The 25,591-nt window shown below is 49.2% G+C and carries 29 protein-coding genes and 1 riboswitch; of the genes, 28 read left to right on the top strand and 1 reads right to left on the bottom strand.

The genetic code is table 11. From position 1 onward, the window contains the following. Positions 1 to 82 precede the first annotated feature (82 nt). Genes spoIIAA through sigF form a run of 3 tightly spaced genes read left to right on the top strand, consistent with a single transcriptional unit; the run spans position 83 to position 1,647 of the window. The gene (gene spoIIAA / locus B1728_RS13500; RefSeq protein WP_079911049.1) at positions 83 to 436 is read left to right on the top strand and encodes an anti-sigma F factor antagonist; all 354 of its coding nucleotides are present in this window, start codon (positions 83 to 85) and stop codon (positions 434 to 436) included. Continuing rightward, positions 433 to 879 (top strand): anti-sigma F factor, encoded by a 447-nt coding sequence (spoIIAB, locus tag B1728_RS13495; RefSeq protein ID WP_079910748.1) that lies wholly within the window; start codon positions 433 to 435, stop codon positions 877 to 879. Before spoIIAA ends, spoIIAB begins: the two co-directional genes overlap by 4 nt. Positions 880 to 891: 12 nt before the next feature. Continuing rightward, positions 892 to 1,647, top strand: a complete 756-nt coding sequence (sigF, locus tag B1728_RS13490; protein WP_079910747.1) for an RNA polymerase sporulation sigma factor SigF — start codon at positions 892 to 894, stop codon at positions 1,645 to 1,647. A 177-nt stretch (positions 1,648 to 1,824) separates the two neighbouring features. On the opposite strand, the gene B1728_RS13485 is transcribed toward sigF, so the two are convergent. Then, on the bottom strand, positions 1,825 to 2,034 hold the full coding sequence (locus B1728_RS13485) for a DUF378 domain-containing protein (RefSeq protein WP_079910746.1): 210 nt from the start codon (positions 2,032 to 2,034) through the stop codon (positions 1,825 to 1,827). 167 nt (positions 2,035 to 2,201) lie between these two features. Here B1728_RS13485 and B1728_RS13480 point away from each other — a divergent pair, with 167 nt between their 5' ends. The 25 genes from B1728_RS13480 (at position 2,202) to B1728_RS13360 (ending at position 25,590) form a co-directional block, all read left to right on the top strand. Continuing rightward, a complete protein-coding gene (locus tag B1728_RS13480; protein WP_079910745.1) occupies positions 2,202 to 2,834 on the top strand; it encodes a stage V sporulation protein AA in 633 nt (210 codons plus the stop codon). Further along, the gene (locus tag B1728_RS13475) at positions 2,831 to 3,256 is read left to right on the top strand and encodes a stage V sporulation protein AB (RefSeq protein ID WP_079910744.1); all 426 of its coding nucleotides are present in this window, start codon (positions 2,831 to 2,833) and stop codon (positions 3,254 to 3,256) included. Before B1728_RS13480 ends, B1728_RS13475 begins: the two co-directional genes overlap by 4 nt. Before the next feature lie 20 nt (positions 3,257 to 3,276). Then, entirely contained in the window at positions 3,277 to 4,998 is a 1,722-nt protein-coding gene (locus B1728_RS13470) for a spore germination protein (RefSeq protein ID WP_079910743.1), read from the top strand. Between the two features lie 116 nt (positions 4,999 to 5,114). After that, positions 5,115 to 6,446 carry a diaminopimelate decarboxylase gene (gene lysA, locus B1728_RS13465; RefSeq protein ID WP_079910742.1) on the top strand — a complete coding sequence of 444 codons (1,332 nt, stop codon included), beginning with the start codon at positions 5,115 to 5,117 and terminating at the stop codon, positions 6,444 to 6,446. A gap of 205 nt (positions 6,447 to 6,651) precedes the next feature. After that, positions 6,652 to 7,083 (top strand): peptidylprolyl isomerase, encoded by a 432-nt coding sequence (locus B1728_RS13460; protein WP_079910741.1) that lies wholly within the window; start codon positions 6,652 to 6,654, stop codon positions 7,081 to 7,083. Between the two features lie 177 nt (positions 7,084 to 7,260). Continuing rightward, the gene (locus B1728_RS13455; protein WP_483310978.1) at positions 7,261 to 8,370 is read left to right on the top strand and encodes a phosphodiester glycosidase family protein; all 1,110 of its coding nucleotides are present in this window, start codon (positions 7,261 to 7,263) and stop codon (positions 8,368 to 8,370) included. A 111-nt stretch (positions 8,371 to 8,481) separates the two neighbouring features. After that, positions 8,482 to 8,641: riboswitch (FMN riboswitch) on the top strand. Between the two features lie 239 nt (positions 8,642 to 8,880). Then, complete coding sequence (gene ribD / locus B1728_RS13450) at positions 8,881 to 10,014, top strand: bifunctional diaminohydroxyphosphoribosylaminopyrimidine deaminase/5-amino-6-(5-phosphoribosylamino)uracil reductase RibD (RefSeq protein ID WP_079910739.1); 1,134 nt, start codon at positions 8,881 to 8,883, stop codon at positions 10,012 to 10,014. Positions 10,015 to 10,030: 16 nt separating this feature from the next. Then, positions 10,031 to 10,699 (top strand): riboflavin synthase, encoded by a 669-nt coding sequence (ribE, locus tag B1728_RS13445; protein WP_079910738.1) that lies wholly within the window; start codon positions 10,031 to 10,033, stop codon positions 10,697 to 10,699. 25 nt (positions 10,700 to 10,724) lie between these two features. Next, positions 10,725 to 11,933 (top strand): bifunctional 3,4-dihydroxy-2-butanone-4-phosphate synthase/GTP cyclohydrolase II, encoded by a 1,209-nt coding sequence (locus tag B1728_RS13440; RefSeq protein WP_079910737.1) that lies wholly within the window; start codon positions 10,725 to 10,727, stop codon positions 11,931 to 11,933. Between the two features lie 65 nt (positions 11,934 to 11,998). Further along, a complete protein-coding gene (gene ribH, locus B1728_RS13435; RefSeq protein WP_079910736.1) occupies positions 11,999 to 12,466 on the top strand; it encodes a 6,7-dimethyl-8-ribityllumazine synthase in 468 nt (155 codons plus the stop codon). A 157-nt stretch (positions 12,467 to 12,623) separates the two neighbouring features. Next, positions 12,624 to 13,415, top strand: a complete 792-nt coding sequence (locus B1728_RS13430; RefSeq protein WP_225948520.1) for a segregation and condensation protein A — start codon at positions 12,624 to 12,626, stop codon at positions 13,413 to 13,415. Then, the gene (gene scpB, locus B1728_RS13425; protein WP_079910734.1) at positions 13,384 to 13,992 is read left to right on the top strand and encodes an SMC-Scp complex subunit ScpB; all 609 of its coding nucleotides are present in this window, start codon (positions 13,384 to 13,386) and stop codon (positions 13,990 to 13,992) included. The genes B1728_RS13430 and scpB overlap by 32 nt, the downstream gene beginning before the upstream one ends. Before the next feature lie 176 nt (positions 13,993 to 14,168). Further along, positions 14,169 to 14,846, top strand: a complete 678-nt coding sequence (locus B1728_RS13420) for a DUF2953 domain-containing protein (RefSeq protein WP_079910733.1) — start codon at positions 14,169 to 14,171, stop codon at positions 14,844 to 14,846. A 127-nt stretch (positions 14,847 to 14,973) separates the two neighbouring features. Then, the gene (gene ytfJ / locus B1728_RS13415; RefSeq protein ID WP_079910732.1) at positions 14,974 to 15,450 is read left to right on the top strand and encodes a GerW family sporulation protein; all 477 of its coding nucleotides are present in this window, start codon (positions 14,974 to 14,976) and stop codon (positions 15,448 to 15,450) included. 148 nt (positions 15,451 to 15,598) lie between these two features. Beyond that, the gene (locus tag B1728_RS13410) at positions 15,599 to 16,693 is read left to right on the top strand and encodes an HD-GYP domain-containing protein (RefSeq protein WP_079910731.1); all 1,095 of its coding nucleotides are present in this window, start codon (positions 15,599 to 15,601) and stop codon (positions 16,691 to 16,693) included. Continuing rightward, positions 16,693 to 17,379 carry an SOS response-associated peptidase gene (locus B1728_RS13405; protein ID WP_079910730.1) on the top strand — a complete coding sequence of 229 codons (687 nt, stop codon included), beginning with the start codon at positions 16,693 to 16,695 and terminating at the stop codon, positions 17,377 to 17,379. Before B1728_RS13410 ends, B1728_RS13405 begins: the two co-directional genes overlap by 1 nt. A 201-nt stretch (positions 17,380 to 17,580) precedes the next feature. Continuing rightward, entirely contained in the window at positions 17,581 to 18,753 is a 1,173-nt protein-coding gene (locus B1728_RS13400; RefSeq protein WP_079910729.1) for a D-alanyl-D-alanine carboxypeptidase family protein, read from the top strand. 26 nt (positions 18,754 to 18,779) lie between these two features. Further along, positions 18,780 to 19,412 carry a nucleoside recognition domain-containing protein gene (locus B1728_RS13395; protein ID WP_079910728.1) on the top strand — a complete coding sequence of 211 codons (633 nt, stop codon included), beginning with the start codon at positions 18,780 to 18,782 and terminating at the stop codon, positions 19,410 to 19,412. Positions 19,413 to 19,418: 6 nt separating this feature from the next. Next, complete coding sequence (locus B1728_RS13390; protein WP_079910727.1) at positions 19,419 to 19,952, top strand: spore maturation protein; 534 nt, start codon at positions 19,419 to 19,421, stop codon at positions 19,950 to 19,952. Positions 19,953 to 20,010: 58 nt separating this feature from the next. Further along, on the top strand, positions 20,011 to 20,352 hold the full coding sequence (locus B1728_RS13385; protein ID WP_079910726.1) for a peptidoglycan recognition protein family protein: 342 nt from the start codon (positions 20,011 to 20,013) through the stop codon (positions 20,350 to 20,352). Between the two features lie 20 nt (positions 20,353 to 20,372). After that, positions 20,373 to 21,119, top strand: a complete 747-nt coding sequence (locus B1728_RS13380; protein ID WP_079910725.1) for a pseudouridine synthase — start codon at positions 20,373 to 20,375, stop codon at positions 21,117 to 21,119. Positions 21,120 to 21,184: 65 nt separating this feature from the next. Beyond that, positions 21,185 to 21,715, top strand: a complete 531-nt coding sequence (gene resA, locus B1728_RS13375; RefSeq protein ID WP_079910724.1) for a thiol-disulfide oxidoreductase ResA — start codon at positions 21,185 to 21,187, stop codon at positions 21,713 to 21,715. 213 nt (positions 21,716 to 21,928) lie between these two features. Next, the gene (gene resB / locus B1728_RS13370) at positions 21,929 to 23,611 is read left to right on the top strand and encodes a cytochrome c biogenesis protein ResB (protein WP_079910723.1); all 1,683 of its coding nucleotides are present in this window, start codon (positions 21,929 to 21,931) and stop codon (positions 23,609 to 23,611) included. Then, positions 23,611 to 24,837: a c-type cytochrome biogenesis protein CcsB gene (gene ccsB, locus B1728_RS13365; protein WP_079910722.1), complete on the top strand. Its 1,227-nt coding sequence runs from the start codon at positions 23,611 to 23,613 to the stop codon at positions 24,835 to 24,837. Before resB ends, ccsB begins: the two co-directional genes overlap by 1 nt. 36 nt (positions 24,838 to 24,873) lie before the next feature. Beyond that, the gene (locus B1728_RS13360; protein WP_079910721.1) at positions 24,874 to 25,590 is read left to right on the top strand and encodes a response regulator transcription factor; all 717 of its coding nucleotides are present in this window, start codon (positions 24,874 to 24,876) and stop codon (positions 25,588 to 25,590) included. Position 25,591 lies beyond the last annotated feature (1 nt).

Raw genomic sequence — 25,591 nt, 5'->3', positions numbered from 1 at the left:
TTTCTTCTAGTTTTGTCGGAGGGCAGGAAAAGACAAAATCGATGTAGAAATGAGTGTGCATGAAAGGGAAGGAGTGAGCAGCTTGAGTCTGCATATTGAACTGGAGCATAATCGCAAAACGCTGATCGTCAGGCTTAAGGGAGAGTTGGACCATCATACCGCGGATTCCGTAAAAACGCGTATGGAGGAAGCTCTGCTGAAGGGCAATACGAGCCATATCGTACTGAGCTTGAAGGATTTATCCTTCATGGACAGCTCGGGGCTCGGGGTCATTCTTGGCCGCTACAAGCAAGTTACGGCAAAGGGCGGCAAAATGGTAGTTTGTGACGTCAATCCGTCCGTATACCGTTTGTTTGAAATGTCCGGTTTATTTAAAATTTTGTCTATTCAGGATAACGAAAGACAAGCTCTTACCAGTTTGGAGGTCGTATCATGAGTGAACGAAATTTTATGAAACTGCAGTTTGCTAGCCGCTCTGAGAATGAATCTTTCGCCCGCGTTACCGTCGCTTCCTTCGTTTCGCAGCTTGACCCGACATTGGATGAGCTGACGGATCTGAAGACCGTCGTTTCCGAAGCGGTAACGAATGCCATTATTCATGGCTACAACAATCGGCCGGACGGGATCGTCACGATTCATGCCGAGATGGAGGATGACACCGTCTACTTGACCATTGAGGATCAAGGGGCAGGAATCGAGGATTTGGAATTGGCCAAACAGCCGTTGTTTACCTCCAAACCTGAGCTGGAACGCTCGGGAATGGGCTTTACGATTATGGAAAATTTCATGGATGAGATCGAAGTGACTACCGAAGTCGGGATCGGAACAAAAATTAAAATGAAAAAGCGAATTTTATCAAAAAAAGCTTTGTTCAATTAGGGGTCTGATCTTATGGATGTCGATTTGAAACATGCCTCCCACAGCTATTTGGATGATGCCGAAGTCAAAAGGTTAATTGCTTTGAGTCAATCCGGAGATGCACTTGCCAGAGAAACGCTGGTAAACTGCAATATCCGTCTGGTTTGGTCCGTTGTGCAGCGCTTTTTGAACCGAGGATATGAAGCCGAGGATCTGTTTCAAATTGGCTGTATCGGATTGTTAAAATCGGTAGATAAGTTCGATTTATCCTATGATGTAAAGTTCTCAACCTATGCGGTTCCTATGATCATCGGCGAAATTCAGCGCTTTCTCCGTGATGACGGCACGCTGAAGGTTAGCCGGTCCTTGAAGGAGCTGGCGAATAAAATAAGAAAAACCAAGGATGAGCTGTCCAAACGAAATGGGCGCTTGCCTACCATTACCGAGGTAGCGAGTGAGCTGCAGATTTCTCCTGAGGATGTCGTCTTCGCGCAAGAAGCGAATAAACCGTTGTCTTCCATTCACGAGACCGTGTTCGAAAATGATGGAGATCCGATTACGTTAATGGATCAAATTGCGGATGATGGTCAAGACAAATGGTTTGAGAAGCTGGCATTGAACGAAGCGATAGGCAGTTTATCGGAGCGGGAACGGCTTATCGTCTACCTGCGGTATTTCAGGGATCAGACGCAGTCCGAGGTCGCAAGCCGGCTCGGAATTTCGCAGGTACAGGTTTCAAGGCTTGAGAAAAAAATATTGCAGTCCATTAAAGACCAAATTGCCCAATAGGCTGTTTGGTCTTTTTTACGTGCCGGGATCGAGATCCAACCAATAGAAAAAACCGGATCGCTCGTGTTACTTGAACACAGGTCTCCGGCTGCAACGGTGATTTATTTTAACATGCCCCGCAAAGTAGGCCGGGCTTCGAACAAAGGTACTTGGGGGAACCCCAAAATGAATGACCTTCTATGACGCTCTGGATTCATCCAGGAATAAATATTTCAAGCAATATAATCCGGATAAGCCTACCAGCGTATATACAATGCGGCTGATGCCGGAGGACGTTCGATGAATATCTCCCCCGAAGATAGCGGAAACCAGATCCCATTGGAACAGACCGACAAGCAGCCAGTTTAAGGCACCGATAATTACGAGCGTTAAAGCGATTTTACCCATTTCTACGCACCCTTTCTTGGGATTAAGAGTTATGTCATATTGTTACTTTTTCATAAATGACAAAAGTTTATGCAGAAGGGGAAGTGAATTATTGGCAAGCCGGCAAATGACTATGAGAGATGATTGTTATTCATACTATGGGATAAATGCACAAGGGAGTGAATGGAATGAGTGCTGCCTCCAATCCAACCTTATATATCCGATTGCGCAAACGGGTTTGCGTGCGCCGGGGTGAGGCGATCTACCTTGGCAGGATAGCACAATTGTTGGTCGATAGCGATTATGAAGAGCCTTTGAATCATCTGCTGATTCATCAGCCTAAGGAGAACGAGGGCAACAAAATATTAATCGATATGATGCTGATCGTGGAGAAGGTGAGGAAGCTGTATCCATTTTTTCAAATTGAGCATTTTGGAGAACCCCATTGCTTGATCGATATTCATGAATCCCGCAAGCCGCCGAACATAGTCCAGATTATTGTGGTCTGGCTTCTTTTATTTGTGGGGTCAGGGCTTGCCATCATGAACTTTCACGCCGATGTCAGCATGGCCGAGGTTCACCGGCGAATCTATCAGCTGCTGACGGGCAAATGGGAGCAGCATCCGCTGATATTGCAAATACCTTATTCCATCGGGATCGGAATCGGAATGATCGTCTTTTTTAATCACCTTTTTAAAAAGAAATTCAACGAGGAGCCGAGTCCTCTGGAAGTCGAAATGTTCCTGTATGAGGAAAATGTGAACACGTACGTCGTGGCGGAGGAATACGCCAAAATCCATGAAGCGAGGGAGCGGAAATGAACGGGTGGTGGACGACACCGCTTCAGATGTTCATCGGGTTGGCGGGCGGTATCGCGGTAGGCAGCGGGATGGTGGCTTTTCTCGTCGTGCTCGACGTGATTCCACGACTGGCGCAAATCACAAGGACTTATCATCTTATCCGATGGTATGAGGCCTCCGTGATTACGGGCTCCCTCTTTTTCACATTATCCGATTTCTTTAACTGGTCCTATTCCTTTCTTCCGATGGCTGCAGGGCTGTTCGGATTATTCGCCGGCGGCTTTGTAGGCATGCTGGCAGGCGCGCTTACGGAAGTGGTCAACGTGATTCCTATTTTGGCAAAGCGCATTGGAATGAGCTCGTATATGATATGGCTTCTTATGGCTATGATTTTCGGGAAAGTACTGGGTTCCTTGCTGGATTGGCTTAATTTTTTGGGATAAGAGAAAGGGAGCTGAAGGATATGAAAAAAATACCGATTAAGCCTAAACAATTATCCGGCCGCGAAGAAGCCGGTGAAGAGGCGAAGCTTGAAATTGACCATGAAGGCAACATTATTTCATCTCATGACTGGCTGCCGCCGGAGCTCCATCACGAGGCGATGGAAGACGAAGCGGAGAAGACGGAGACGGAGCATCGAGGTCCCTCAAAAGCAGGCGGCTCATCGAAGGAAGACCATATCCCAAGCGATTTTGGACGGCTGGAGAAGCTGCTGGAAAAAGAGGTCGGCCTGAATCAAAGCTTTGATATCGTCTTCCGGAAAATGGTATTCGGAGGACATAAAACCGGGATATTCTACTACAACGGATTTGCAAAGGATACGGTTCTGACCATGATATTGGACCGGATGTCGGCCGCGGAAATTCACAGCCGCACTTTGGAAGGCGACATTACGAAGTCCCCCGTCTCACATCAGGTCACCGGCGGTAAAGGGCAGGATGCGGTACAGCTGTTCATGGATGCCATCATTCCCCACATCCAGGTTAAGGAAACGGATAAGCTGAGCGAAGTGATCGATAACGTATCCATGGGAGCGAGCGGCTTTTTCTTCGAGGGGTCGAACACAGCGATTATTGTGGATGCGAAATCATTCCCTGTCCGGACTACGGAGGAGCCGGACCTGGAGAGGGTCGTGCGTGGAGCCAGAGACGGCTTTGTCGAGACGCTGCTGACGAACGTTACCCTGGTGCGCCGCCGCATCCGGGACCCCAAGCTGAAGCTGGAGATGCTGCGCGCAGGGAGAAGAACGCACACGGATATTTGCCTCGCTTATATTGATGACATCTGTGATCCCGCGCTGGTCGAATCCATCCGCGATAAAATTCAAAAGGTGGAGGTTGACGGACTTCCCCTTGCCGAAAAGCAGCTTGAGGAAGCGATTGTAGGTAAGAGCTGGAATCCTTATCCGATGGTCCGCTACTCCGAAAGACCTGATATTGTGTCTGTTCATCTGCTGGAGGGTCATGTCGCTGTGTTTGTAGACACGTCCCCGAGCGTCATTATTTTGCCAACCACCTTCTTCCACCATGTTCAGCATGCGGAAGAATACAGACAGACGCCGACCGTAGGGACCTATCTGCGTTGGGTCCGATTTATCGGGATCGCTGCATCGATCTTCCTGCTGCCGCTCTGGTTCCTGCTTGTTACTTCACCGGAGCTGAAGCCGGCAGGCCTGGAGTTTCTCGGTCCGCAAAAAACGGCCAGACTGCCGTTATTGGCCCAGTTTCTCATAGCCGAGCTAGGCATTGATCTGATGCGAATGGCGGCCGTACATACGCCGTCCCCGCTGGCTACGGCGATGGGGCTTGTTGCCGCCATACTGGTAGGCGATGTAGCGGTGAAAAGCGGGCTGTTCGTGAACGAGGTCATCTTGTACCTGGCCATAGCGGCGGTAGGAACCTTTGCGACGCCGAGCTATGAGTTAAGCCTTGCGAACCGTCTAAGCCGATTGGGGCTGCTCGTATTGGCAGCCGTATTTAAAGTGCCCGGTGTCGTCATCGGGTTTACGGCAATGCTGGTCTACCTGACGACGCGGAGATCCTACAACGCTCCGTACATGTGGCCGTTCATACCGTTCAATTTCAAAGCCCTGAACGAGATTATTGTCCGTCGTCCGTTCATGGCGCGGAAGAACCGGATGAGCTTAACCCAGACGACAGATAATACCCGGCAGCCGAAATCTTAACGGTGTTATCGACTTCGAACCGCACAAAAAGACAATTACAAGTTTCTCTTATTGTCAGCCTGCATTCGATTATGGTAAGTTAGAAGTAATGTTCAGGGGGAAGAGGGAAACCGATAATGTACTTACATGGAACCAGTAAAATTAATGATAAAGGTCACCTCCAGATCGGCGGTTGCGATACAACCGATCTCGTAGCAAAATTCGGAACGCCGCTGTATGTGATGGACGAAGCGCTGATTCGCCAAAGATGCCGCGAGTATGTCGAAGCATTCCGCGCGTCCGGCCTGAAATTTCAGGTGGCTTACGCGAGCAAGGCGTTCTGCGTGATGGCGATGTGCCGCATTGCGGAAGAGGAAGGAATGTCGCTGGACGTCGTATCCGACGGTGAGCTGTATACAGCGCTGCAGGCCGGTTTCCCGGCCGAACGCATTCATTTCCACGGCAACAATAAATCTCCGCATGAAATCGAAATGGCGATTGATGCCAAGATCGGCTGCTTTGTCGTTGACAATATGGTCGAACTACATTTGCTCAATGCCATTGCGGGTGAGAAGCGTCAAAAGGTAAACATCCTGTTCCGTCTTACTCCCGGTGTTGAAGCACATACTCACGAGTACATTTCGACGGGACAAATCGATTCCAAGTTCGGCCTGGATTTGGATAACGGCTCAGCGTACCGCGCGGTTCAAGAAGCGATTCAGCTTCCGAATATCGAGCTGTTAGGTGTTCATTCCCACATCGGCTCGCAAATCTTCGAGGTCGAAGGCTTCCAGCTGGCCGTGGACAAGGTGATCGCTTTTGCCGCCAAGGTAAGGGATGAGCTGGACGTTGTGTTCAGCGTTGTCAACTTGGGCGGAGGCTTCGGCATCCGTTATGTTGAAGGGGACACTCCTTTGCCGGTCAGCAAATACGTTGAAGCCATTACAAGCTCGATCAAAACCAACTTCAGCAAATACAATTATCCGACGCCGGAAATTTGGGTCGAGCCGGGCCGCAGCATTGTCGGCGAAGCGGGAACGACACTTTATACGGTGGGTACTTATAAAGATATCCCTGGAGTCCGCAAGTATGTTGCTGTGGACGGCGGCATGACGGATAATCCTCGCCAAGCGTTGTACGAATCGCGTTACGAGGCGATGCTGGCGAACCGGGCAACCGAGCCGGAGGATGAGCTGGTATCTATTGCCGGTAAATGCTGCGAAAGCGGCGATATGCTCATCTGGGATATTCAACTGCCTAAGGTGAACAGCGGAGATGTTCTGGCCGTATCCTGCACAGGGGCATACAATTATGCCATGGCCAGTAATTATAACCGTATTCGCAGACCTGCTGTCGTGTTTGTGAAAGACGGCCAAGCGGACGTCGTAGTTCAACGCGAATCCTACGACAACATCGTTGGCAACGATATGATTCCTGAGCGTATGAAGCAAGTGACCAAAATGGTATAGTTTTCAAGCCGGCTGGCTCTCGAAAGTTACGGAGAGCCGGTTTTTTTGGCATTCTTTCGGGGCCACACGCAAAGTTCCTGAATCTGCTCTGATGCCAGTCCCCCGCTTTGCGGGTTTCTTTGGCATTTGAACAAAAAGTGATTTGTGAACGAGGCTTGGTTATAGTACAATAGGACACATTGAAGAATAAAGGAGTGTACATAGAATGGCAAAACAAGCTCATATTACTATGGCAAACGGTAACCAAATCGTTATCGATTTGTTTGACAAAGATGCGCCTAATACGGTCGCTAACTTTGAAAAATTGGCGAACGAAGGATTTTACAACGGTCTGGTGTTCCACCGCGTTATTCCTGGCTTCGTAGCGCAAGGCGGATGCCCTCATGGCACCGGCACAGGCGGCCCTGGGTACAAAATCAACTGCGAAATCAACCCTAACAAGCATGAACGCGGTACGCTCGCTATGGCGCATGCCGGACGCAATACCGGCGGCAGCCAGTTCTATATTTGCTACCAGCCGCAGCCGCATCTGGACGGTCAGCATACCGTATTCGGAAAAGTGGTTTCCGGTATGGAGCATGTTGACGAATTCCAAGGAAGAGACCGCATGGAATCCGTAAAGGTAGTCGAAGTGTAATCTCTCGACAGGAAATGAAGGCCGGAAGCTCTCTTTTACAGGGCTTTCGGTCTTTTTTCGTGCATTTTCCGTGCTCTCCAGCCCAATTTCTTTTCATTCCCAGTTCATTTTCAGCTTTTTTTCATGGTATTGTTTAATAGACAACTCAGATTACTAGAATGAAAGTAGGTTATCACGTTGGATAGCAATCAAGGCTTATCCCTGCAACAAAACCGCACTTCGACAGGGAAGAATGCCCGCAAGAAGCGAAGGAACCGCAAAATCGCTTATACGCTGCTGGTGTTGATATTCGCAGCTCTTGCGGCGCTGATATGGTTCTACGGTACGGCTTCCGGCTCTACGCTCCGCTACATGATGGCCGATACGCTGATAACGACGCAGCATAGGCATTGGGCCAAGTATTTGATCGGCGAAGACGAGCTGAACCGTAGGGTTGCGGACTACGAGAAGAAATTCGACGAGATGGCACAGATCAAGGACCAGCACAATATTGATCTGGAGAATAAAGCGAACAAGAATGTGGAAGTAGAAGATATAGAGGGGAAAAATTATAAAGGGCATATTTTATATGTTCATGACCCCAAGATGATCCGCGTAGTCACGACAAGCATAGTAGGGCAAGGCGAGCAAATATTGAGCATGGTTCAGCGGACGAAGGCAATAGCCGGCGTGAACGGCGGGGCCTTTGACGACCCGAACTGGGACGGCAACGGCTTCAAGCCTGCGGGAATTGTTATGTCCGGAGGGAAGCTCCTGTACAGCGATGTAGGCATGGAGGACCCTGTCAATGTCGTAGGGATTGACAAGAACGGTCTCATGGTGGCAGGACGCTATAAGCCATCCGAGCTGCTCAGCATGGGGGTAAGGGATGCGGTGACCTTCCAGCCCAAATTTATCGTCAACGGAAAAGGGCTGATCAAGAATCAGGCCGACGGATGGGGGATCGCCCCAAGAACCTGTATGGCCCAGAAGCAGGACGGAACCATTATGTTCGTCGTTATTGACGGTCGCCAGCCGGGCTACTCCATCGGCGCAACGCTATATGACGTCCAGAACATTTTGCTCGACAGAGGAGCGGTAACGGCGGCTAACCTCGACGGAGGCTCATCCTCTGTGCTCGTTAAAGACAATCAGGTCGTCAATAAGCCTTCCAGCAGCTACGGAATGAGATATTTGCCAACGGCCTTCCTGGTATTCAGCAAACCGGATCAGGTTGCAGTCAAAAATATCTGGGAAAACATCGATATGGATCACTTTAACTCATCCTATAAGCCGTTTAATCCCTAATTCCGATGGGAATACCCATGCTCTCATCGAGTAATGTCTTGCAATTTTTGTTTCAGGGTGTTATGATTTCTGACAAACGTCGGTTATCATCGGCGCTTGAAGATTCATAAGAATTTCCTTCGGGGCGGGGTGCAATTCCCCACCGGCGGTGATGTATTGCAGCTGACTGCAATACTTAGTCCGTGACCCGCGCAGTGGCTTCATGCTGCCGCTCGGCTGACTCGGTGCAACTCCGAGACCGACAGTATAGTCTGGATGGGAGAAGGAAAAATGCAAACGGCGAACTATCGTCGCGGCAGTTAATGAAACAGGGGAAAGTCATTTTCACAACTTAGGAAATGCTTCTTTCCGCATGGCAGATTTAAGAAAAAATCTGTCGGTTCATTAACTTTATTTAGCTGTGCCGTAGATAGCTTTAGTTGTGCGTTTTTTACGTATGCCTATCAAAGTCAGGCCCCTTTTCTCATGGAGGAAAGAGGGCCTTTTCTGTATGTCCGCAAAGGAAATAGCATGCCAGAGACAAAGAAAGGAGATGCAGCGGTGGAGCTGATCAACGACGAGTTCTACATGAAGCTGGCTATCCAGCTTGCCGAAGGGGCTTCGGGCCAAACGGGAATCAATCCCGCAGTAGGCTGCGTACTGGTTAAGGACGGACGCATCATCGGAATGGGATCGCACCTAAAGCGCGGAACTCCCCATGCCGAAATTCATGCTCTGCAAATGGCCGGCTCTGAGGCGGAGGGGGCAACGGCTTATGTGACGCTTGAACCATGCAGCCATTACGGCAAGACGCCTCCCTGCAGCGATCGGCTCATTAAGGAGAGGGTGAAGCGTGTCGTCGTTGGATGCACCGATCCGAACCCGCTTGTCGCAGGAAGCGGCGTAGAACGGCTGAGACGGCACGGGATTGATGTTACGGTAGGCGTGCTGCAAGAACGCGCCCTGTCGTTAAACGAAGCGTTCAACAAGTATATCGTGACGAAGATGCCGTTCGTTACGTTGAAGACGGCAAGCACGTTGGACGGCAAGATTGCATCGCGGACAGGGGACAGCAAGTGGATAACGAACCCCGAATCGAGGTCGTTCGTCCATACGCTGAGACATCGCAATCAAGCCATCATGGTGGGTGTTGGAACGGTGTTGAACGATGATCCTTTGCTGACGACCCGACTGGATGTTCCTGCGCTGAACCCCACTCGTATAATCGTCGATTCGAAGCTCAAGATTTCCCTGGATGCCCATGTCGTCAAGGATCGGTCTGCCGAGACGCTGGTCTTGACAACGGGAGATGCCGATACAGCCAAGCGAAGGGCACTGGAAGCGGCCGGGGTGACGGTTCTTGAATGCGGCGAAGGCCCTAAGGTTGATTTGCCAAAAGCCATGGAGCTGTTGGGCGAGAGAGAAATTGCATCGATCCTGCTCGAAGGCGGGGGACAACTGAACGGCTCCATGCTGGAAAATCGCTTGATTGATAAGGTGCTGCTGTTCTATGCCCCCAAAATTATAGGCGGGGGCGCCGACGCGCCGTCCAATTTTGACTTTGCCGGCTTTGAGAAGATGAAGGACGCAGTTCAGCTGGAACGTATTCAGGTTCAACAGTTTGGCGAGGATGTATGTATATCCGGCTATCCGAAATACGGATGAGAGGTGAATGTGGCGGATGTTTACGGGCATCATTGAAGAAATAGGCTCCATGAGAAGAATAACCAGGCAAGGACAAGCAATGATTCTGACCATAGGTGCCAGGAAAATCCTAGAGGATGTGCATTTGGGCGATAGCATTGCTGTGAACGGCGTTTGTTTAACGGTTGTTCAGTATGACGAATCGTCGATTACGGTGGATGTCATGCCTGAGACCTTCCGGCGTACGTTGCTCCACAAGCTGCATGTCGGGGACCCGGTCAATCTGGAAAGGGCGATGCTTGCGGGAGGGCGCTTTGGCGGCCATATCGTTCAGGGCCATGTGGATTCAACGGGTCTCATAACGAACAGATACCAGGAAGAGAACGCCGTTGTGTTTCAAATCGAGCCTTCGGAGCCTTCCATATTGAAGTATATGATTCCGCACGGCTCCATTACGATTGATGGCATCAGCCTGACACTAGTGCAGGTAACGGAACAGAGCTTTACGGTGTCCATTATCCCTCACACGCTGGCTCAGACGATTCTTCAGCATAAGAAAGCCGGAGATGAAGTGAATCTTGAAGCGGATGTTCTGGGCAAATACATGGAAAAGCTGATGAATCACCGGATGCCGGGGAGCGTTGAAACGGCTCGCAAAAAGGGAACGCTAACGGAAGCGTTTCTGGCGGAGAACGGTTTTATCTAAACGATCAAGAAAGGCGGGAGTGAGCATGGATACATCGTTTCAATTCCATACGATTGAAGAAGCCATATCGGATTTGATGCTTGGAAAAATCATTATCGTTGTCGATGATGAAGATAGAGAGAACGAGGGAGATTTTATCGCTCTGGCCGAGAAAGCGACCCCGGAGATCATCAATTTCATGATCAAGGAAGGCCGCGGTCTCGTATGCGCCCCTATTACCGAGGAACGTGCCCGGGAGCTGGAGCTGCCCCCGATGGTAACGAGAAATACGGAATACCATGGCACGGCCTTTACGGTTTCGGTAGACCACGTCGATACGACGACAGGCATTTCCGCATCGGAGCGCTCTATGACGGTGAAGTCGCTGATCGATCCTGACACGAACCCTCAGAGCTTCCGTCGTCCGGGGCATATATTCCCTCTTATTGCCAAAAAGGGCGGAGTGCTTCGCCGGGCGGGACATACGGAGGCAGCCGTTGATCTGGCTCGTCTGTGCGGTTCCTACCCTGCCGCTGTCATTTGCGAAATCATTAAAGAGGATGGGGAAATGGCCCGCGTTCCCGAGCTGATGGAATTCAGCCGCAAGCATGATATGAAAATCATCACCATTCAGGATTTGATTCAATACCGCAACCACAAGGAGAAGCTGGTCAAACGGGAGGTGGCGGCCAAGCTTCCGACAGATTACGGCTTGTTCACGGCTATAGCGTACTCCAATGCTGTGGACCAAAAAGAGCATGTAGCCTTGGTCAAAGGCGAGATTGACAGCTCCGTGCCTACGCTGGTCCGCGTTCACTCGGAATGCTTGACCGGAGACGTATTCCATTCGCATCGGTGCGACTGCGGTCCACAGCTGGATGCGGCGCTGAAGCAAATTGACGAAGCGGGGTCGGGCGTGCTGCTGTATATGAGGCAGGAAGGCCGCGGCATCGGTCTGATCAATAAGCTTAAAGCTTACGTCCTTCAGGAACAGGGTCTGGACACGGTCGATGCGAATTTGCAGCTGGGCTTTCCGGCAGATCTGAGGGACTATGGTATCGGCGCTCAAATATTGAAGGATTTGGGTATCTCACAAATACGGCTGCTGACGAACAACCCACGCAAGATCAAAGGTCTTGAAGGATACGGCTTAACGGTTGTGGAACGCGTCCCGATCCAAATGAAAGAGAATGAGTCCAATACGAACTATTTGCACACGAAGCAGGAGAAGCTAGGTCACATGCTGCGGTTCTGACCTTTGTCGAAACCTACACATTTTTTTATAAAATAACGACTACAGCGGAAGGATGTTGTAAAAACATGGCGAAAATATACGAAGGACATTTAATTTCTAAAGGATTAAAATACGGTATTGTTGTTGGACGGTTTAATGAATTTATTACAAGCAAGCTGCTTGGCGGTGCGCTGGATGCCTTGAAGCGTCACGGTGCAGCGGATGAAGAAGTTGAAATTGCGTGGGTACCGGGGGCCTTCGAAATCGCGTTGATCGCTCAAAAAATGGCCGAAAGCGGCAAATATGACGCTGTAATCACCCTGGGAGCAGTAATCCGCGGCTCCACTCCTCACTTTGACTATGTGTGCAATGAAGTTGCCAAAGGAGTTGCGGCGATCAGCCTTAAAACGGGTGTTCCGACCATCTTTGGCGTATTGACTACGGATTCCATTGAGCAGGCTGTGGAGCGTGCGGGAACCAAAGCCGGCAATAAGGGATGGGAAGCGGCTACCACCGCTATTGAGATGGCGAATTTGACCAAACAGCTTTCCTGAACTACAATGATGTATTAGGGCGATTTGCAGACGATGTCATATTTGCGCGAAATTTATCGCCCGAGATACTAGCGAAGTCGATTTTTCTGACGAAAAATCTTAGCGTATGTTTACGAAGTTGATTTTTCTAAAGAAAAATCTTAGGGGGAAATTCTACTTGGAAAAGGTTACATACAAGCTGGATACGTTTGAAGGCCCCCTCGATTTATTATTGCATTTAATAGATAAATCAGAAATAGATATCTACAACATCCCGATCAAAGAGATTACGGATCAATACATGGAATACTTGGATGCTATGCAGGAGCTGGAGCTGGAAGTCACCAGCGAGTTTCTGGTGATGGCCGCGACGCTCTTGTCCATTAAGAGTCAGATGCTCCTGCCTAAGCCTCCCGTTATTGAGATGGAATATGATGACTATATGATGGACGAGGATTATGACCCGCGTGCCGAGCTCGTTGCCAAGCTGATTGAATATCGCAAATACAAGGCGATTGCCGATCATTTGAGGGACAAGGAGCTGGAGCGGAGCTTGATTTATACCAGGGAACCCGAGGACTTGACGCCTTATGTTCCCGCCATCGTTGAAAATCCGGTCAAAGGCCTGCACATAGCAGATTTGGTACGTGCGTTCCAAAGGGCGATGAACCGGATGTCCAGCCGCAATATGGTTGCCAAAATCCGCAAGGATGAGATTTCTGTTAAGGACCGGATGAGAGAAGTAGTGGAGTATCTGGAGAAGGCCGGGGGCAAGGTGTTGTTTTCCAGGTTGGTGGACAACAACATGATGACCAGGGAAGGGATCGTAACGACCTTTTTGGCGCTGCTGGAGCTGATGAAGGTGAAGGTTGTCATCTGCTATCAGCATAAATTATTTGAGGATATCGTGATTCAGGCAAGAGAGGAAGGAATAGCACATGGATTTTCAACAGATGAAATCAGTTATTGAAGGCTTGCTGTTTGTGGCGGGGGACGAGGGTCTGGATGCCAAGCAGCTGGCTGAAGTATTAGAGCAAAACGCTGATTTCATCAAAGAACTTGTGTTGGACCTTCAAGCGGACTTCAAGAGAAGCGGCCGCGGCTTGCAAATTGTTGAGTTGGCAGGGGCTTACCAGCTGACGACGCTTCCGGACCATGCTCCTTATTTAGAGCGTTTGGCGTATTCTCCGTCCCGTTCCTCCTTATCTCAAGCGGCTTTGGAGACCCTGGCCATCGTTGCTTATAAGCAGCCGATCACAAGAGTGGAGATTGAGGAAATCCGCGGCGTCAAGGCGGATCGTGCCCTCCAGACATTGGTGGCTAAGGATTTGATTCAAGAGGTTGACCGCGCAGATGCGCCGGGCCGTCCTATTTTATACGGTACAACCAAAGCGTTCCTGGATTACTTTGCTCTTAGTTCGATTGATGAGCTGCCGGAAACTTCATTATTTCAAAATGATGATAATTTGGAAGAAGAGACAAGATTGCTTTTCGACAAGCTGGATGAAAAGCAAATCACCTTCGAGGATGTATCCCAATCCGAATAATAAAGCCTGTATATAGCTGCGCATGTTTTACCATCACAGGGCTATACTAACTCCTGAATGAACAGAAGCTGTGCTTCTTGAGCATAAGGAGTTATTTGCGCTTTGCGAAAATACGCCTATCCTTGCTTGCGAAGGATTATGGATTTTGGCAGGGCGATGCATGCGGGAGGTAGAACATGATTTGGCCTTGGATTGTAGGAATAGTGTTTGTCCTTATCCTTCTTTTTGCTTGCAGCAGTATGCAGTGCAGATTCACGGTGGTGAGACAGCGGCAGGACGATGAAATCGTGCTGGATTTGCATACACTGTACGGTTTGGTGAAACGTAGATTCGCTATTCCTGTTATCAAATTTTTGAATGTTCAAGAGGGAGTCCATTTTAAGGCGGAACAAGTAAATAAAACCAATAATGAGCTGACGAACGATAACAAGAGCCATATCACCAAACGGACCATTCAAGAGGCGTTCGCGAATTATCAGGTGCTGCTGGCCCATTGTTTCCAATTTAACCGATGGTTCCGAGAGACGCTGCGGCATGTACGCTGTACCGAGTTATTTTGGAAAACGAACGTGGGCATTGGAGATGCGGCAGAAACGGCCATGACGGCAGGAATGGTCTGGGGACTCAAGGCTTCCCTTTTAGGTTACGTATTCCGGTATATTCAGCTGGAGACGAAACCGGTTATTCAAGTAGTCCCTCAGTACAATATAACTACTTTTTCCTCGGAAGTTCAGGTTTTGCTCAAAATCCGCGTATACGAAATCATGTACGCCAGTCTTCGATTGCTGCTGCGCATCATGAAGATTAAAGGCGGTTTACGGATGTGGCGTAAAGTGCTGTTCAAAGCGTCATAATGCGAATCGACTTCTTGAGGGCTTGTTAAATAAATTTACCATTACATAGGCACCTCTTCTTCTGGAGATGATAAAGATGCGACAGGATTCCCTTAAGTATTGTGTCACACGAAGAGGAGGAGACTAAATGACAACACATCCGATCGAAGGCTTAATGAAGGTTGCAATGGAAAACATTAAGGAAATGGTCGACGTGAATACCATTGTCGGCGATCCTGTAGAAACCCCTGACGGCAGCGTCATTATGCCGATTTCCAAGGTGGGCTTCGGTTTTGCGGCAGGGGGCAGTGAATTTTCATCCGCTGAAGAGAACAATGCGGGAGGCCATCGCAACGATGCAATGAACGCGCAAGTAGCCCTTCCTTTCGGCGGAGGCAGCGGCGGCGGTGTGTCGATTACCCCAATAGCGTTCCTGGTGGTTGGCAAGCATGGCGTAAAAATCGTTCCTTTAGATAACCAAACGCACTTGCTGGAGCGTCTCATTGATTCCGCACCGACGGTGGTGGACCGTATCCAAAGCATGATGAAAGGTAACAAAACCGGCATGCCGGAGAGCGGTAGCCACGTGACAAATAATATCGAGAACCAAAATTTTATTGTTTAGCGGCAATTTTATAAGTGATTAGTATGGTTCCAACTTTTGCCGGCTGCTCAAATTTGTTTGGGCAGCTTTGCTTTTTGTTTATGGTTGCTCTTTAAAAAGCTTTCTTTTATAGTTAGGTTATGAGTCAATAATGAAAGAGGTTTTTTTTGTGCGTTTACTTCCTACTCGATCCTGTATTCCTGGTATGAAGCTAGGGAAATGCATTTATAATGAGGAAGGTGTCATCCTGCTTAAAGAGCATGTTGAGCTTTCACAAACCGTTCTCAACCGGCTCGAGCAGCTTGGCATCGATTTTTTATACATTGAAGATGAAGCGACTAGCGATATCGTCATAGAAGATCCAATCTCCGATGAAACGAGGGTTAAAGCTCTTAGCGAAATACGAACACAATTTAGAAGCATGATCGAAGGCAACAGCAGACCGAAATTTTCAAAAAATCATTTTATGGGAAAAGCCTTCGGCAATGTGATGAAGATGATTATCGAAGATCTGGATTCCAGAGAAGATGCCCTTATTATGTTGATGAATATGAATGTCACGAATACATATTTATACCAGCATTCTCTTAATGTTTGCATTTATGCTACCATGCTGGGCATGGCTAACGGATACAGCCGGGATGAAATTTTGACACTTGGTCTGGGAGCACTATTACATGATATCGGAATAATTAAGATTAACCAGGACTTGCTGAAAAAACCGGGACCTCTGACTGATACCGAACGCGCAGAGGTTCAGACTCATGCTGAATTAGGCTTCAAATTATTGAAGGACGAGCCTAACATACCGCTGTTGGCCGCTCATTGCGCCTTCCAGCATCACGAGCGTCTGGATGGCAGCGGCTATCCGCGAGGAATTAAAGACAAGGAAATCCATGAATACGCCAAATGGATCGCCATTGTAGACAGCTATGACGCGATGACGATGCATCGCCCGTACAGGACAGCCATGCTGCCGCATCAAGCGATGGAGACACTGTTCGCAGGCGTAGGGACATTATATGAGCACAAGAAGGTAGCTTTATTCCGGGACAATGTCGCGATCTACCCGCTCGGACTATCCGTTGTACTAAGTACAGGCGAGAAGGGAGTCGTTGTCAATATTAACCCTGCGGTACCTCAGCGTCCTGTCATCCGTATCTTTGAGGATGCTGAAGGGCAGAAAACACAGCCGTACGAAGTGGATCTATCTGAAAAGCTGACTGTGTTCGTAAGCAGTGTGGATGCTGGGGGTGGCAGATAATGTGCGGGAGGTATACGATCACCGTTACACTGGAGGAGCTGATGCTCCATTTCTTATTAGGCGAGAACGTGGCAGCCCGATATGCTCCCCGGTATAATATAGCTCCGGGTCAATGGATTCCCGCTATCATAGGCGGAGAGAGCCAAGGAGATCGCCGGTTGGGCGAGCTTCGGTGGGGGCTTGTGCCGAGTTGGTCGAAGGATGAGAAGGCTGGTGTTACCCCTATCAATTTACGAGCGGAGACGGTGACGGAGAAGCCGTCCTTTCAACGTCTGTTAAGCCGTAAACGATGCATGATTCCGTCCGACGGATTCTATGAGTGGAAGAAGGCGGGGAAAAGCAAGCAGCCTATCCGGTTTACGATGAAAGACGGCGGTCTTTTCGGCATGGCGGGTTTATATGATACCTGGGTACAAGCTAATGGTGAGAAGCTGCATACCTGTACTATTCTTACTACGGAACCCAACGATCTTGTGGCCGCCGTACATGATCGGATGCCGGTTATCTTAACCAAAGAATCGGAATCGCTATGGCTGGACCGTACTGTAACGGAGGTCTCAAGACTCAAGCCGGTGCTGGCTTCTTATCCCGCCAGCCTTATGACTTCCTATGAAGTCGACCCCAAGGTGGGCAACGTACGCTATGATGAACCGGATTGCATCGCTCCGATGCGATCCTTGATATAACGCTAAAAATAGCTCTGCAGGAACGATACCTCGTTTCCGCAGGGCTATTTTATTTGCATGGCAACTCATAACCATGGTGGATAAGCATATACTTGTACAAGATGTTCCGTAAACGAATCGAGTCACGTTTCCTTAACAGGAATCAAGCCATCCGGAAATGGTATGCCGGAGGCTGCAATAAAATTAGGAGGATCGGACCACATGAAAAGACTGGGTTCATTGTTGATAATGGGGATCTACCTGATAATTTCGGCAGGCTGGCCGGCAGCTGTACAAGCCGCTCCCCCTGTATCCACGCATGCGGAGGCGGCAGCGCTGATAGATGTAACCTCGGGCCGTATTTTGTATAGTCAGCAGGGAGACAAGCAGATGCGGATTGCCAGCTTGACGAAGATCATGACGGCGATTGTTGCGATAGAGAACAGCAAGCTGTCAGATATGGTGAAAGTAAGCAGAAATGCCGCCGGCAAAGAAGGCTCCTCCATCTACTTGAAGGTCGGTGAGGAAATGAGCCTGAATCATTTGCTGTACGGGATGATGCTTCGTTCCGGCAATGATGCGGCTACCGCGATCGCGGAGCATGTAGGAGGAACTGTGGAAGGATTCGCCTACATGATGAATGAGGAAGCCAAGCTGCTCGGTATGACCCGCTCCAGCTTCAAGAATCCTAGCGGACTTGATGCGGAAGGACATTATTCAACAGCGAATGATATGGCCAAGCTTGCGGCCCACGCGCTTCAAAATCCGGTTTTCCAGGAAATCGTAAAAACAAAGGTGAAGAAGGTGCCAAATCCTAACGAAGCCTGGGATTATACTTGGCTTAACAAGAACAAGATGCTGAGCTTGTACGAAGGCGCGGACGGAGTCAAGACCGGCTATACCAAGACCGCGAAACGCTGCCTCGTCTCATCGGCCACCCGCAACGGACAACAGCTGGCTGTCGTCACACTGAATGACGGCAATGATTGGGCTGATCACGCCAAGCTTTTGGATTACGGGTTCAAGAATTACCCTCTGCAGCAGTTTATCGGCAAAGGCGATGCGGTGCAAGGCACCGACCTGGTTGCCGGCAAAAGCTTTGCTTATCCGGTGCTGGAAAGCGAAAAGGGCCAATTCTCAACCAAGATCCAATTAGTTGACCCTGCTTCAACGAATTATCGTCTGGGTGAAAGAGGGTCACTCACCTACAGCTTGAACGGCAAGCCTATTGGCAGCATTCCGCTGTACGACAAGGATAGTCCGAGGTTAAATCAGCAGGAGCAGTCTGCATTTTTCTTTCAGGCCTCCGATCAGGGAACGGCGACATACGCGGATAAATGGCTCTATATTGTACAGTTCCTGGTCCGTGTCTTATTCACTGGACAAGCGGCTTAACAATTAGGAAGGGAGACGCCTCTTCTATGGTGAATCTTATATGGTTGTTTTTCATTGTCGCCGGTTTTGTAGTGGCTGCCGTCAAGGGAAATATTGAAGTTGTCACGCAGGCGGCGTTTGAGGGTGCCAAGAGCGGAGTAACCGTTTGCTTCGGCTTGATCAGCGTGATGGTGTTCTGGCTCGGCATGATGCGAATTGCGGAGGATGCGGGACTGCTGCAGAAGCTGGCTGTCCTGCTCCGGCCTTTCGTGCGTTTCTTATTCCCAAGCATCCCCAAAAACCATCCCGCTATCGGATACATCATGTCCAATATGAGCGCCAACATTTTGGGGCTGGGCAACGCTGCCACCCCGATGGGGATCAAGGCCATGCAGGAGCTGCAATCGCTCAATCCGGACAAGGATAAGGCGAGCCCGGCCATGTGTACACTGTTAGCGCTTAATACGGCCAGTATTACTCTCATTCCTACGACACTGATTGCCATACGAATGAATTTTCAATCGGCGAACCCTACCGATATCGTCGGAACGACGCTGGTGGCAACCTTCATATCGACCTTGGCAGCAATTATAGTCGATAAGTGGTACCGGAGCCGAAGCGCACCCCTATTTCGGAAGCCTCCCGCCAATCCGCCAGCTACTCCTCCAGGGAAAGGATGATCGCGTTTGTACTCCTTCGTCAATATCATTTCGGCTTGGGCCATCCCGGTCATCATTGTCTTTATTCCGTTATTCGCCGCCTACCGTAAAGTGCCCGTCTATGAATCGTTCGTAGACGGGGCTAAGGAAGGCTTTGATACGGCGATCCGGATCATTCCGCATCTGGTCGGCATGATGGTTGCTATCAGCGTCTTCCGGGCATCCGGGGCTATGGAGCTGCTGATAGGATGGGTGAAGCCATTCTGTGCGATGATCGGCATCCCGAGCGAAGTGCTGCCACTTGCGATCCTTCGTCCGCTCACGGGCGCCGGCTCGCTTGCTTTTACGACAGATCTTGTTCAACAGTTTGGGCCTGATTCCATGATCGGCCGCATTGCCTCTACAATCCAAGGGAGCACTGACACGACGCTGTACGTTATTACGGTATACTTCGGTGCCATCGGTATCCGCAAGGCGAGCTACGCTCTTAAGGTCGGCTTAATATCCGATGCCGTAGGGTTCATAGCCTCTATCGCCATCTGTTATTTAGTCTTCGCCTAGAACCCCCAAAATTCTCCGCACATATACTGTACCAGCTAACAGATAAGAGGTGAGCTGAGTGCAGTATTACGGCATTATTATCCACCATTCGGTATGTCCCTCCATTAACGGTAAAGGCTATGATTTCTTCATCTCCCGGGATGGCACCATTATCCCGGCTTCCGAGCAAACCGACCCCCTGTATATTCACATTTGTGTGGAAGGCGATTTCTCTGAGCCCCGTTACAGCTATACGGTTAAGGAGAAAGAGCAGCTGTTTATTTTGAATAAACTGATCATCCGGCTTGCGGAAGCATGGCGTTTTCAACCGGATGACATATTTCCGCACAGTATTTCGTGTCCGGGAGCTTTTTTCCCATGGTCTCAACTTGTGATTTCACCTGATGATAGGTATCATTAGGTTGAGGTGAATACAGTCCAATGGAACGATTACAAAAAGTATTGGCAGAAGCGGGAGTGGCCTCCCGGAGAAAATGTGAGGAATTGATCACTGCAGGCCGCGTGCAGGTGAACGATAAGGTAATCACAACTTTAGGGGTAAAGGTTGATCCCCAAAAGGATGTGATTCACGTAGATGGACGGGCTATTCGTCAGCAAAAGAAGGTTTACGTCCTGTTCAACAAGCCGAAGGGCGTCATTACTAGCGCTTCCGACCCTGGCGGCCGCAAAATCGTTACGGATTTCATGAAAGAAATTAAGGAACGAATCTACCCCGTAGGCCGGCTGGACTACGACACCGAAGGCTTGCTTCTGTTGACGAACGACGGCGATTTCGCCAATCTGCTAACGCATCCGAAGCATCATGTTCCACGTACATATCATGCAACCGTCAAAGGGGTGCCGCACGGTTCACTTCTGGACAAGCTCCGCGAAGGGATTCAGCTTGAGGACGGAATGACAGCTCCTGCGGAGGTTGAATATTACGATGTCAATCCGGAAAAAAATGAAACTATAATCTCCATGACCATTTACGAAGGAAGAAATCGTCAGGTTCGGCGTATGTTTGATGCGATCCAGTTTCCGGTTATTAAGCTGAAGCGTGTTCAATTCGGTCCTATACCTTTGCTCGGGGTACCCAGAGGCAAATTCCGGCTTTTAAAACCGCAGGAAGTGAAAGAACTGATCGATAGCGCTCTCAAGACACATAAAATTCAAAAAGGCAAATAATCGCTGACGCCAAATTTCGATATAATGGGGATAGAATCGACCGAGATGGTTTGGGGTGTAAAATAATGGGAAAACATAAACGTTGGGTTCAGATGGTGATATTTGCCGCGGTGATTGTTATCGGTGCGCTTACGATGTTCAACAATTTGTATGCTACGGATAAAAAGCCGGTCGAAGGCTCCAAAGCACCCGACTTTACGCTTGTAGGCCTGGACGGCAAGCAGCATAAGCTGTCCGATTATAAGGGAAAGTCCGTTATGGTTAATTTCTGGGGTACGTTCTGCCCGCCTTGTAAGAACGAAATGCCGGCCATTCAGCATCATTACGATAAGATGAACAAGGATACGACGGCAATACTCGGATTAAATCTGGGGGAGAGCAAGGTTACGGTTCAAAGCTTTATTGATCAGTACAAAATTAATTTCCCCATTCTGCTGGACGACAACGAAGAGACTCGTAAGCGGTACGGCGTTATGCAGTACCCTACTACCTTTTTTATTTCTCCGGACGGCAAGATTGCGAAGATTAAAATCGGCGAAATGGACGAAGCTTATATTGAGCAGACTTTCGCTTCCATAGCAGCATCCGGTAAATAATCATCCAGCGGTGATGCTCATAGCAGTGATTTCATTACGTAAAGGCGTGCTATCCTTCCGATACTCCCTTTACGTAATGCTGTATGAGCGCAGTAACTTAGACGGATATCGATTCTCAATGAATCCAATTAGTCTGGCAAGGCGGATGTTCCAACGAATCATCGGCTTTGGCACAAGAAGCAAGCTTTCCATGAAGCTCTCAGGAGGAACATCATGATTCAGAATACAAAATGCGAATGCGGTCATCAAAATTTGGTCGGTACCGTGCTGTGCGAGTCTTGCGGCAAGCCGCTGTTTGACGATGATGGTACAGAACCGCTTGAAATGCGTTATGACGGTGTCGCAAGACGTTCGCAGAAGGCCAATCCGGGTTTGCTTGACAAGGTGTGGAATTTTTTCTCTTCCGTGAAAATCGCCATCTATATTATCATTATCACACTGTTGGGGGCCGCTCTTGGTACCATCTTTACGCAAGAAAGCAACTTCATTAATTTCGACCCGTCGACCTACTACAAGGAAACGTACGGAATTATTGGGGATATCTATTACAAGCTTGGCTTATCACGTACATACGAATCATGGTGGTTTATTACACTGCTTTTTATGCTAGGCACTTCGCTTGTGGTCTGCAGTCTGGACCGTGTCCTACCGCTGTACCGGGCGCTCAGCAAGCAGCAAATTCGCAAACATATCAACTTTATTTTGCGGCAAAAAGTATCTTACAGCGGTCCTATTACGCAAAGCACGGAGAAAGCCGATATAGAACAACAGTCAAGGGCGTGGATTGAACAAACGGCCCAGCTTCTCAAGAAGAAGCGCTACCGAGTTCATACGGACGGTACAGCGCTCCTTGCGGAGAAGAACCGATTCAGCCGGTGGGGACCATACATTAATCATATCGGGCTGATCATTTTTTTAATGGCCGTCCTTATGCGCAGTCTTCCAGGATGGAATATGGACCAGTACGTTGCTTTTCCGGAAGGAACTCCTGTAAAAATCCCTTCTACTTCCTACTATCTGAAAAACGAGAAATTTACCGTAGACTATTACTCGGAAGACGAGATGTCCGCCGATTTCCGGGCCAAGCAGCAAGCCGTCGCCAAAATCTACGAGACCAAGGCCGTTCTCTACAAATGTACGGCTAACTGTGATGACCCGCTCAAGGAACCAACCCTAGAGGAAGTTCATCGTCAGGATATCATCGTCAACAAGCCGCTTAATTATAAAGGCCTGCTAGCATACCAGTACGACTACAAGGAAGATCCGCTCTTAATTTCCGTGAAGCCTTCACTGAAAGATAAACAGACAGGAGAAGTATACGGCAGCATGGAATTATCGATGACCCGGCCGGAAGACGAATACAAAGTCGGTCCGTACCAGTTCAAGCTGAAGGGCTATTTCCCTGAATTCGGCCTGGACGACAAAGGGACTCCAATGACGAAGTCCAATGTAGCAAAGGCTCCCGCGTTTATCTTTTACATAACCGGGCCTGGACTATCTCCGGAGGGCCAGCCGTTTATCTATTTCCCGAGACAAGTGGATAAAGAAGCATTTGCACAAGATCAGATTAACGGGGAGATTGCCAAGAAGCTGGACCTCTCCGTCAATTCGATGTCAGATGTACAATTCTCTTCCTATACAAGCTACTTGAATATCCGCGTGGACCGAGCGCTTCCTTTCATATGGGTAGGCGCAGCCATATCCATGATCGGCCTGGTAATGGGCTTTTATTGGCACCACCGCCGTGTCTGGGTAAGAATTGACGACGGGCAGCTGTCGTTAGGTGCGCACACCAACAAAAACTGGTTCGGCATTCGAAAAGAAGTGGCGCACATTCTTCATAAAACCGGGATTCAGGTAGATCCCAAGACATTAGAGGCAGGGGTGTTGAAGTAGTGGACAGCAGTTCTTTGTTATTGCTTGCTTTCATTGTGTACAGCGCAGCATTTTTAGTATTTGTAATTGGCATTACGGGCAAGAAGCTAAACCGGCAGGATGCGGAGGCCAAAAGCGAGAAGTGGGGGAATGCAGGGATTATCTTATCCATTATTGGATTCCTCTGTCATCTGGGCTTCTTCTTCAAGCGCTGGGCGGAAGCAGGTCATATACCGACAAGCAACATGTTTGAATTTATGACCTTCCTTGCGATGATGATCATGCTGGCGTTTATTATCGTGTACTTCATTTATCGTTCGCAGGTGCTTGGGGTATTCGCATTGCCGGTAGGCATCATTATCATTGGGTATGCATCGGTATTTCCAAAAGAGGTGCAACCGCTGATCCCGGCCTTGCAGAGCTACTGGTTGAAAATTCACGTGACCACGGCAGCTGCCGGTGAGGCGTTCTTTGCAGTAGGCTTCGCCGCCGGATTGATGTACTTGCTTCGAACCATCAATTTCAACAGCAGCGATCAAGCCGGCAAGAAGGAGAGAGTTGGCGTCGAGATCACGATGTTCTTCCTGGTAACCATCGTAGCGTTCGTAGTTATGATCTTTAGCTTCAATGCCGCAGGCTACAGCGCCAAATTCGCGATGCCGGCAGCGGAAGGAGCCGTACAGCAAACGACGGAGTACGTACTGCCTCCGATTGTTATGCCTAAGGATTCTCAAGTGCTTGAGATGAAACCGTTTATCGGACTGACCGAGCCTTTATTTGAAGCCCCGGGATGGTTTAAGGGCAGCGGAGCGGCGAGAAAGCTGAATACCGTGATCTGGTCATTCATCGGCGGCCTCATTCTTTATGCGGTGCTCCGTTTGATCGCAAGAAAGCCTTTGTCGGCGGCAATCAGTCCGTTGATGAAGGAAATTGACCCTGAAGATATTGATGAAATCAGCTATCGCGCCATTGCGATCGGCTATCCTATCTTCACCTTAGGCGCACTTATTTTTGCCATGATATGGGCCGCGGAGGCCTGGGGGCGGTTCTGGGGCTGGGACCCCAAAGAGGTGTGGGCACTTATTACATGGCTCTACTATGCGGCATACCTGCATTTTCGTCTGTCCAGAGGCTGGCAGGGTAAAAGATCCGCTTGGCTGGCTGTTATCGGATTTATCGTCGTTATGTTTACGTTGATCGGTGTTAACCTGGTCATTGCGGGATTGCACTCTTACGCGGGTGTATAATGCAGGGATAATGGAACAGGAAAGGGATGAAGGTTCATGACAGAAAGAAAGATGAACATATTGGTTGTCGATGATGAAGAGCGCATTCGCCGGTTGCTGCGGATGTACTTGGAGAAGGAGAACTTTTCTATCGAGGAAGCGGAGGATGGAGAAACGGCCTTGAAGAAGGCGGTTGAGAACGACTATGATTTAATATTGCTCGATATTATGCTTCCAGGTATAGATGGCAACGAGGTATGCTCGAGATTGCGTCAGGTGAAATCCACTCCGGTCATCATGCTGACAGCCAAGGGTGAGGAGACCAATCGTGTGCAGGGCTTCGAAATGGGAGCGGACGATTATGTCGTGAAGCCATTCAGCCCTCGTGAAGTGATCTATCGGGTCAAAGCGATATTGCGCCGTTCCTCGGTTACAGCGTACTTGTCCAAAGATGTTAACACGAGCAACAACATCGTGTTCCCGAATCTGGTCATTGAGCATGATGCACACCGTGTTACGGCCGGAGGACAAGAGGTGGCGTTGACACCTAAGGAGTACGAGCTATTGCATTACCTGGCGGTCTCGCCGGACAAAGTATTTTCTAGAGAAGAGCTGTTGAAGGACGTATGGAACTACGAATTTTTCGGTGATCTTAGAACCGTGGACACCCATGTCAAAAGACTGCGGGAGAAGCTGAATAAAGTTTCGCCGGATGCTGCTGCCATGATCACGACGGTTTGGGGCGTCGGCTATAAGCTTGAGGTGCCTAAATAAG

It is taken from the genome of Paenibacillus sp. 32352 (assembly GCF_002042965.1).
In the GTDB taxonomy this organism is placed as follows: domain Bacteria; phylum Bacillota; class Bacilli; order Paenibacillales; family NBRC-103111; genus Paenibacillus_S; species Paenibacillus_S vulneris.
Note: the sequence above shows the minus strand (reverse complement) of the source record. Positions and strands in the feature narration are given on the sequence as shown.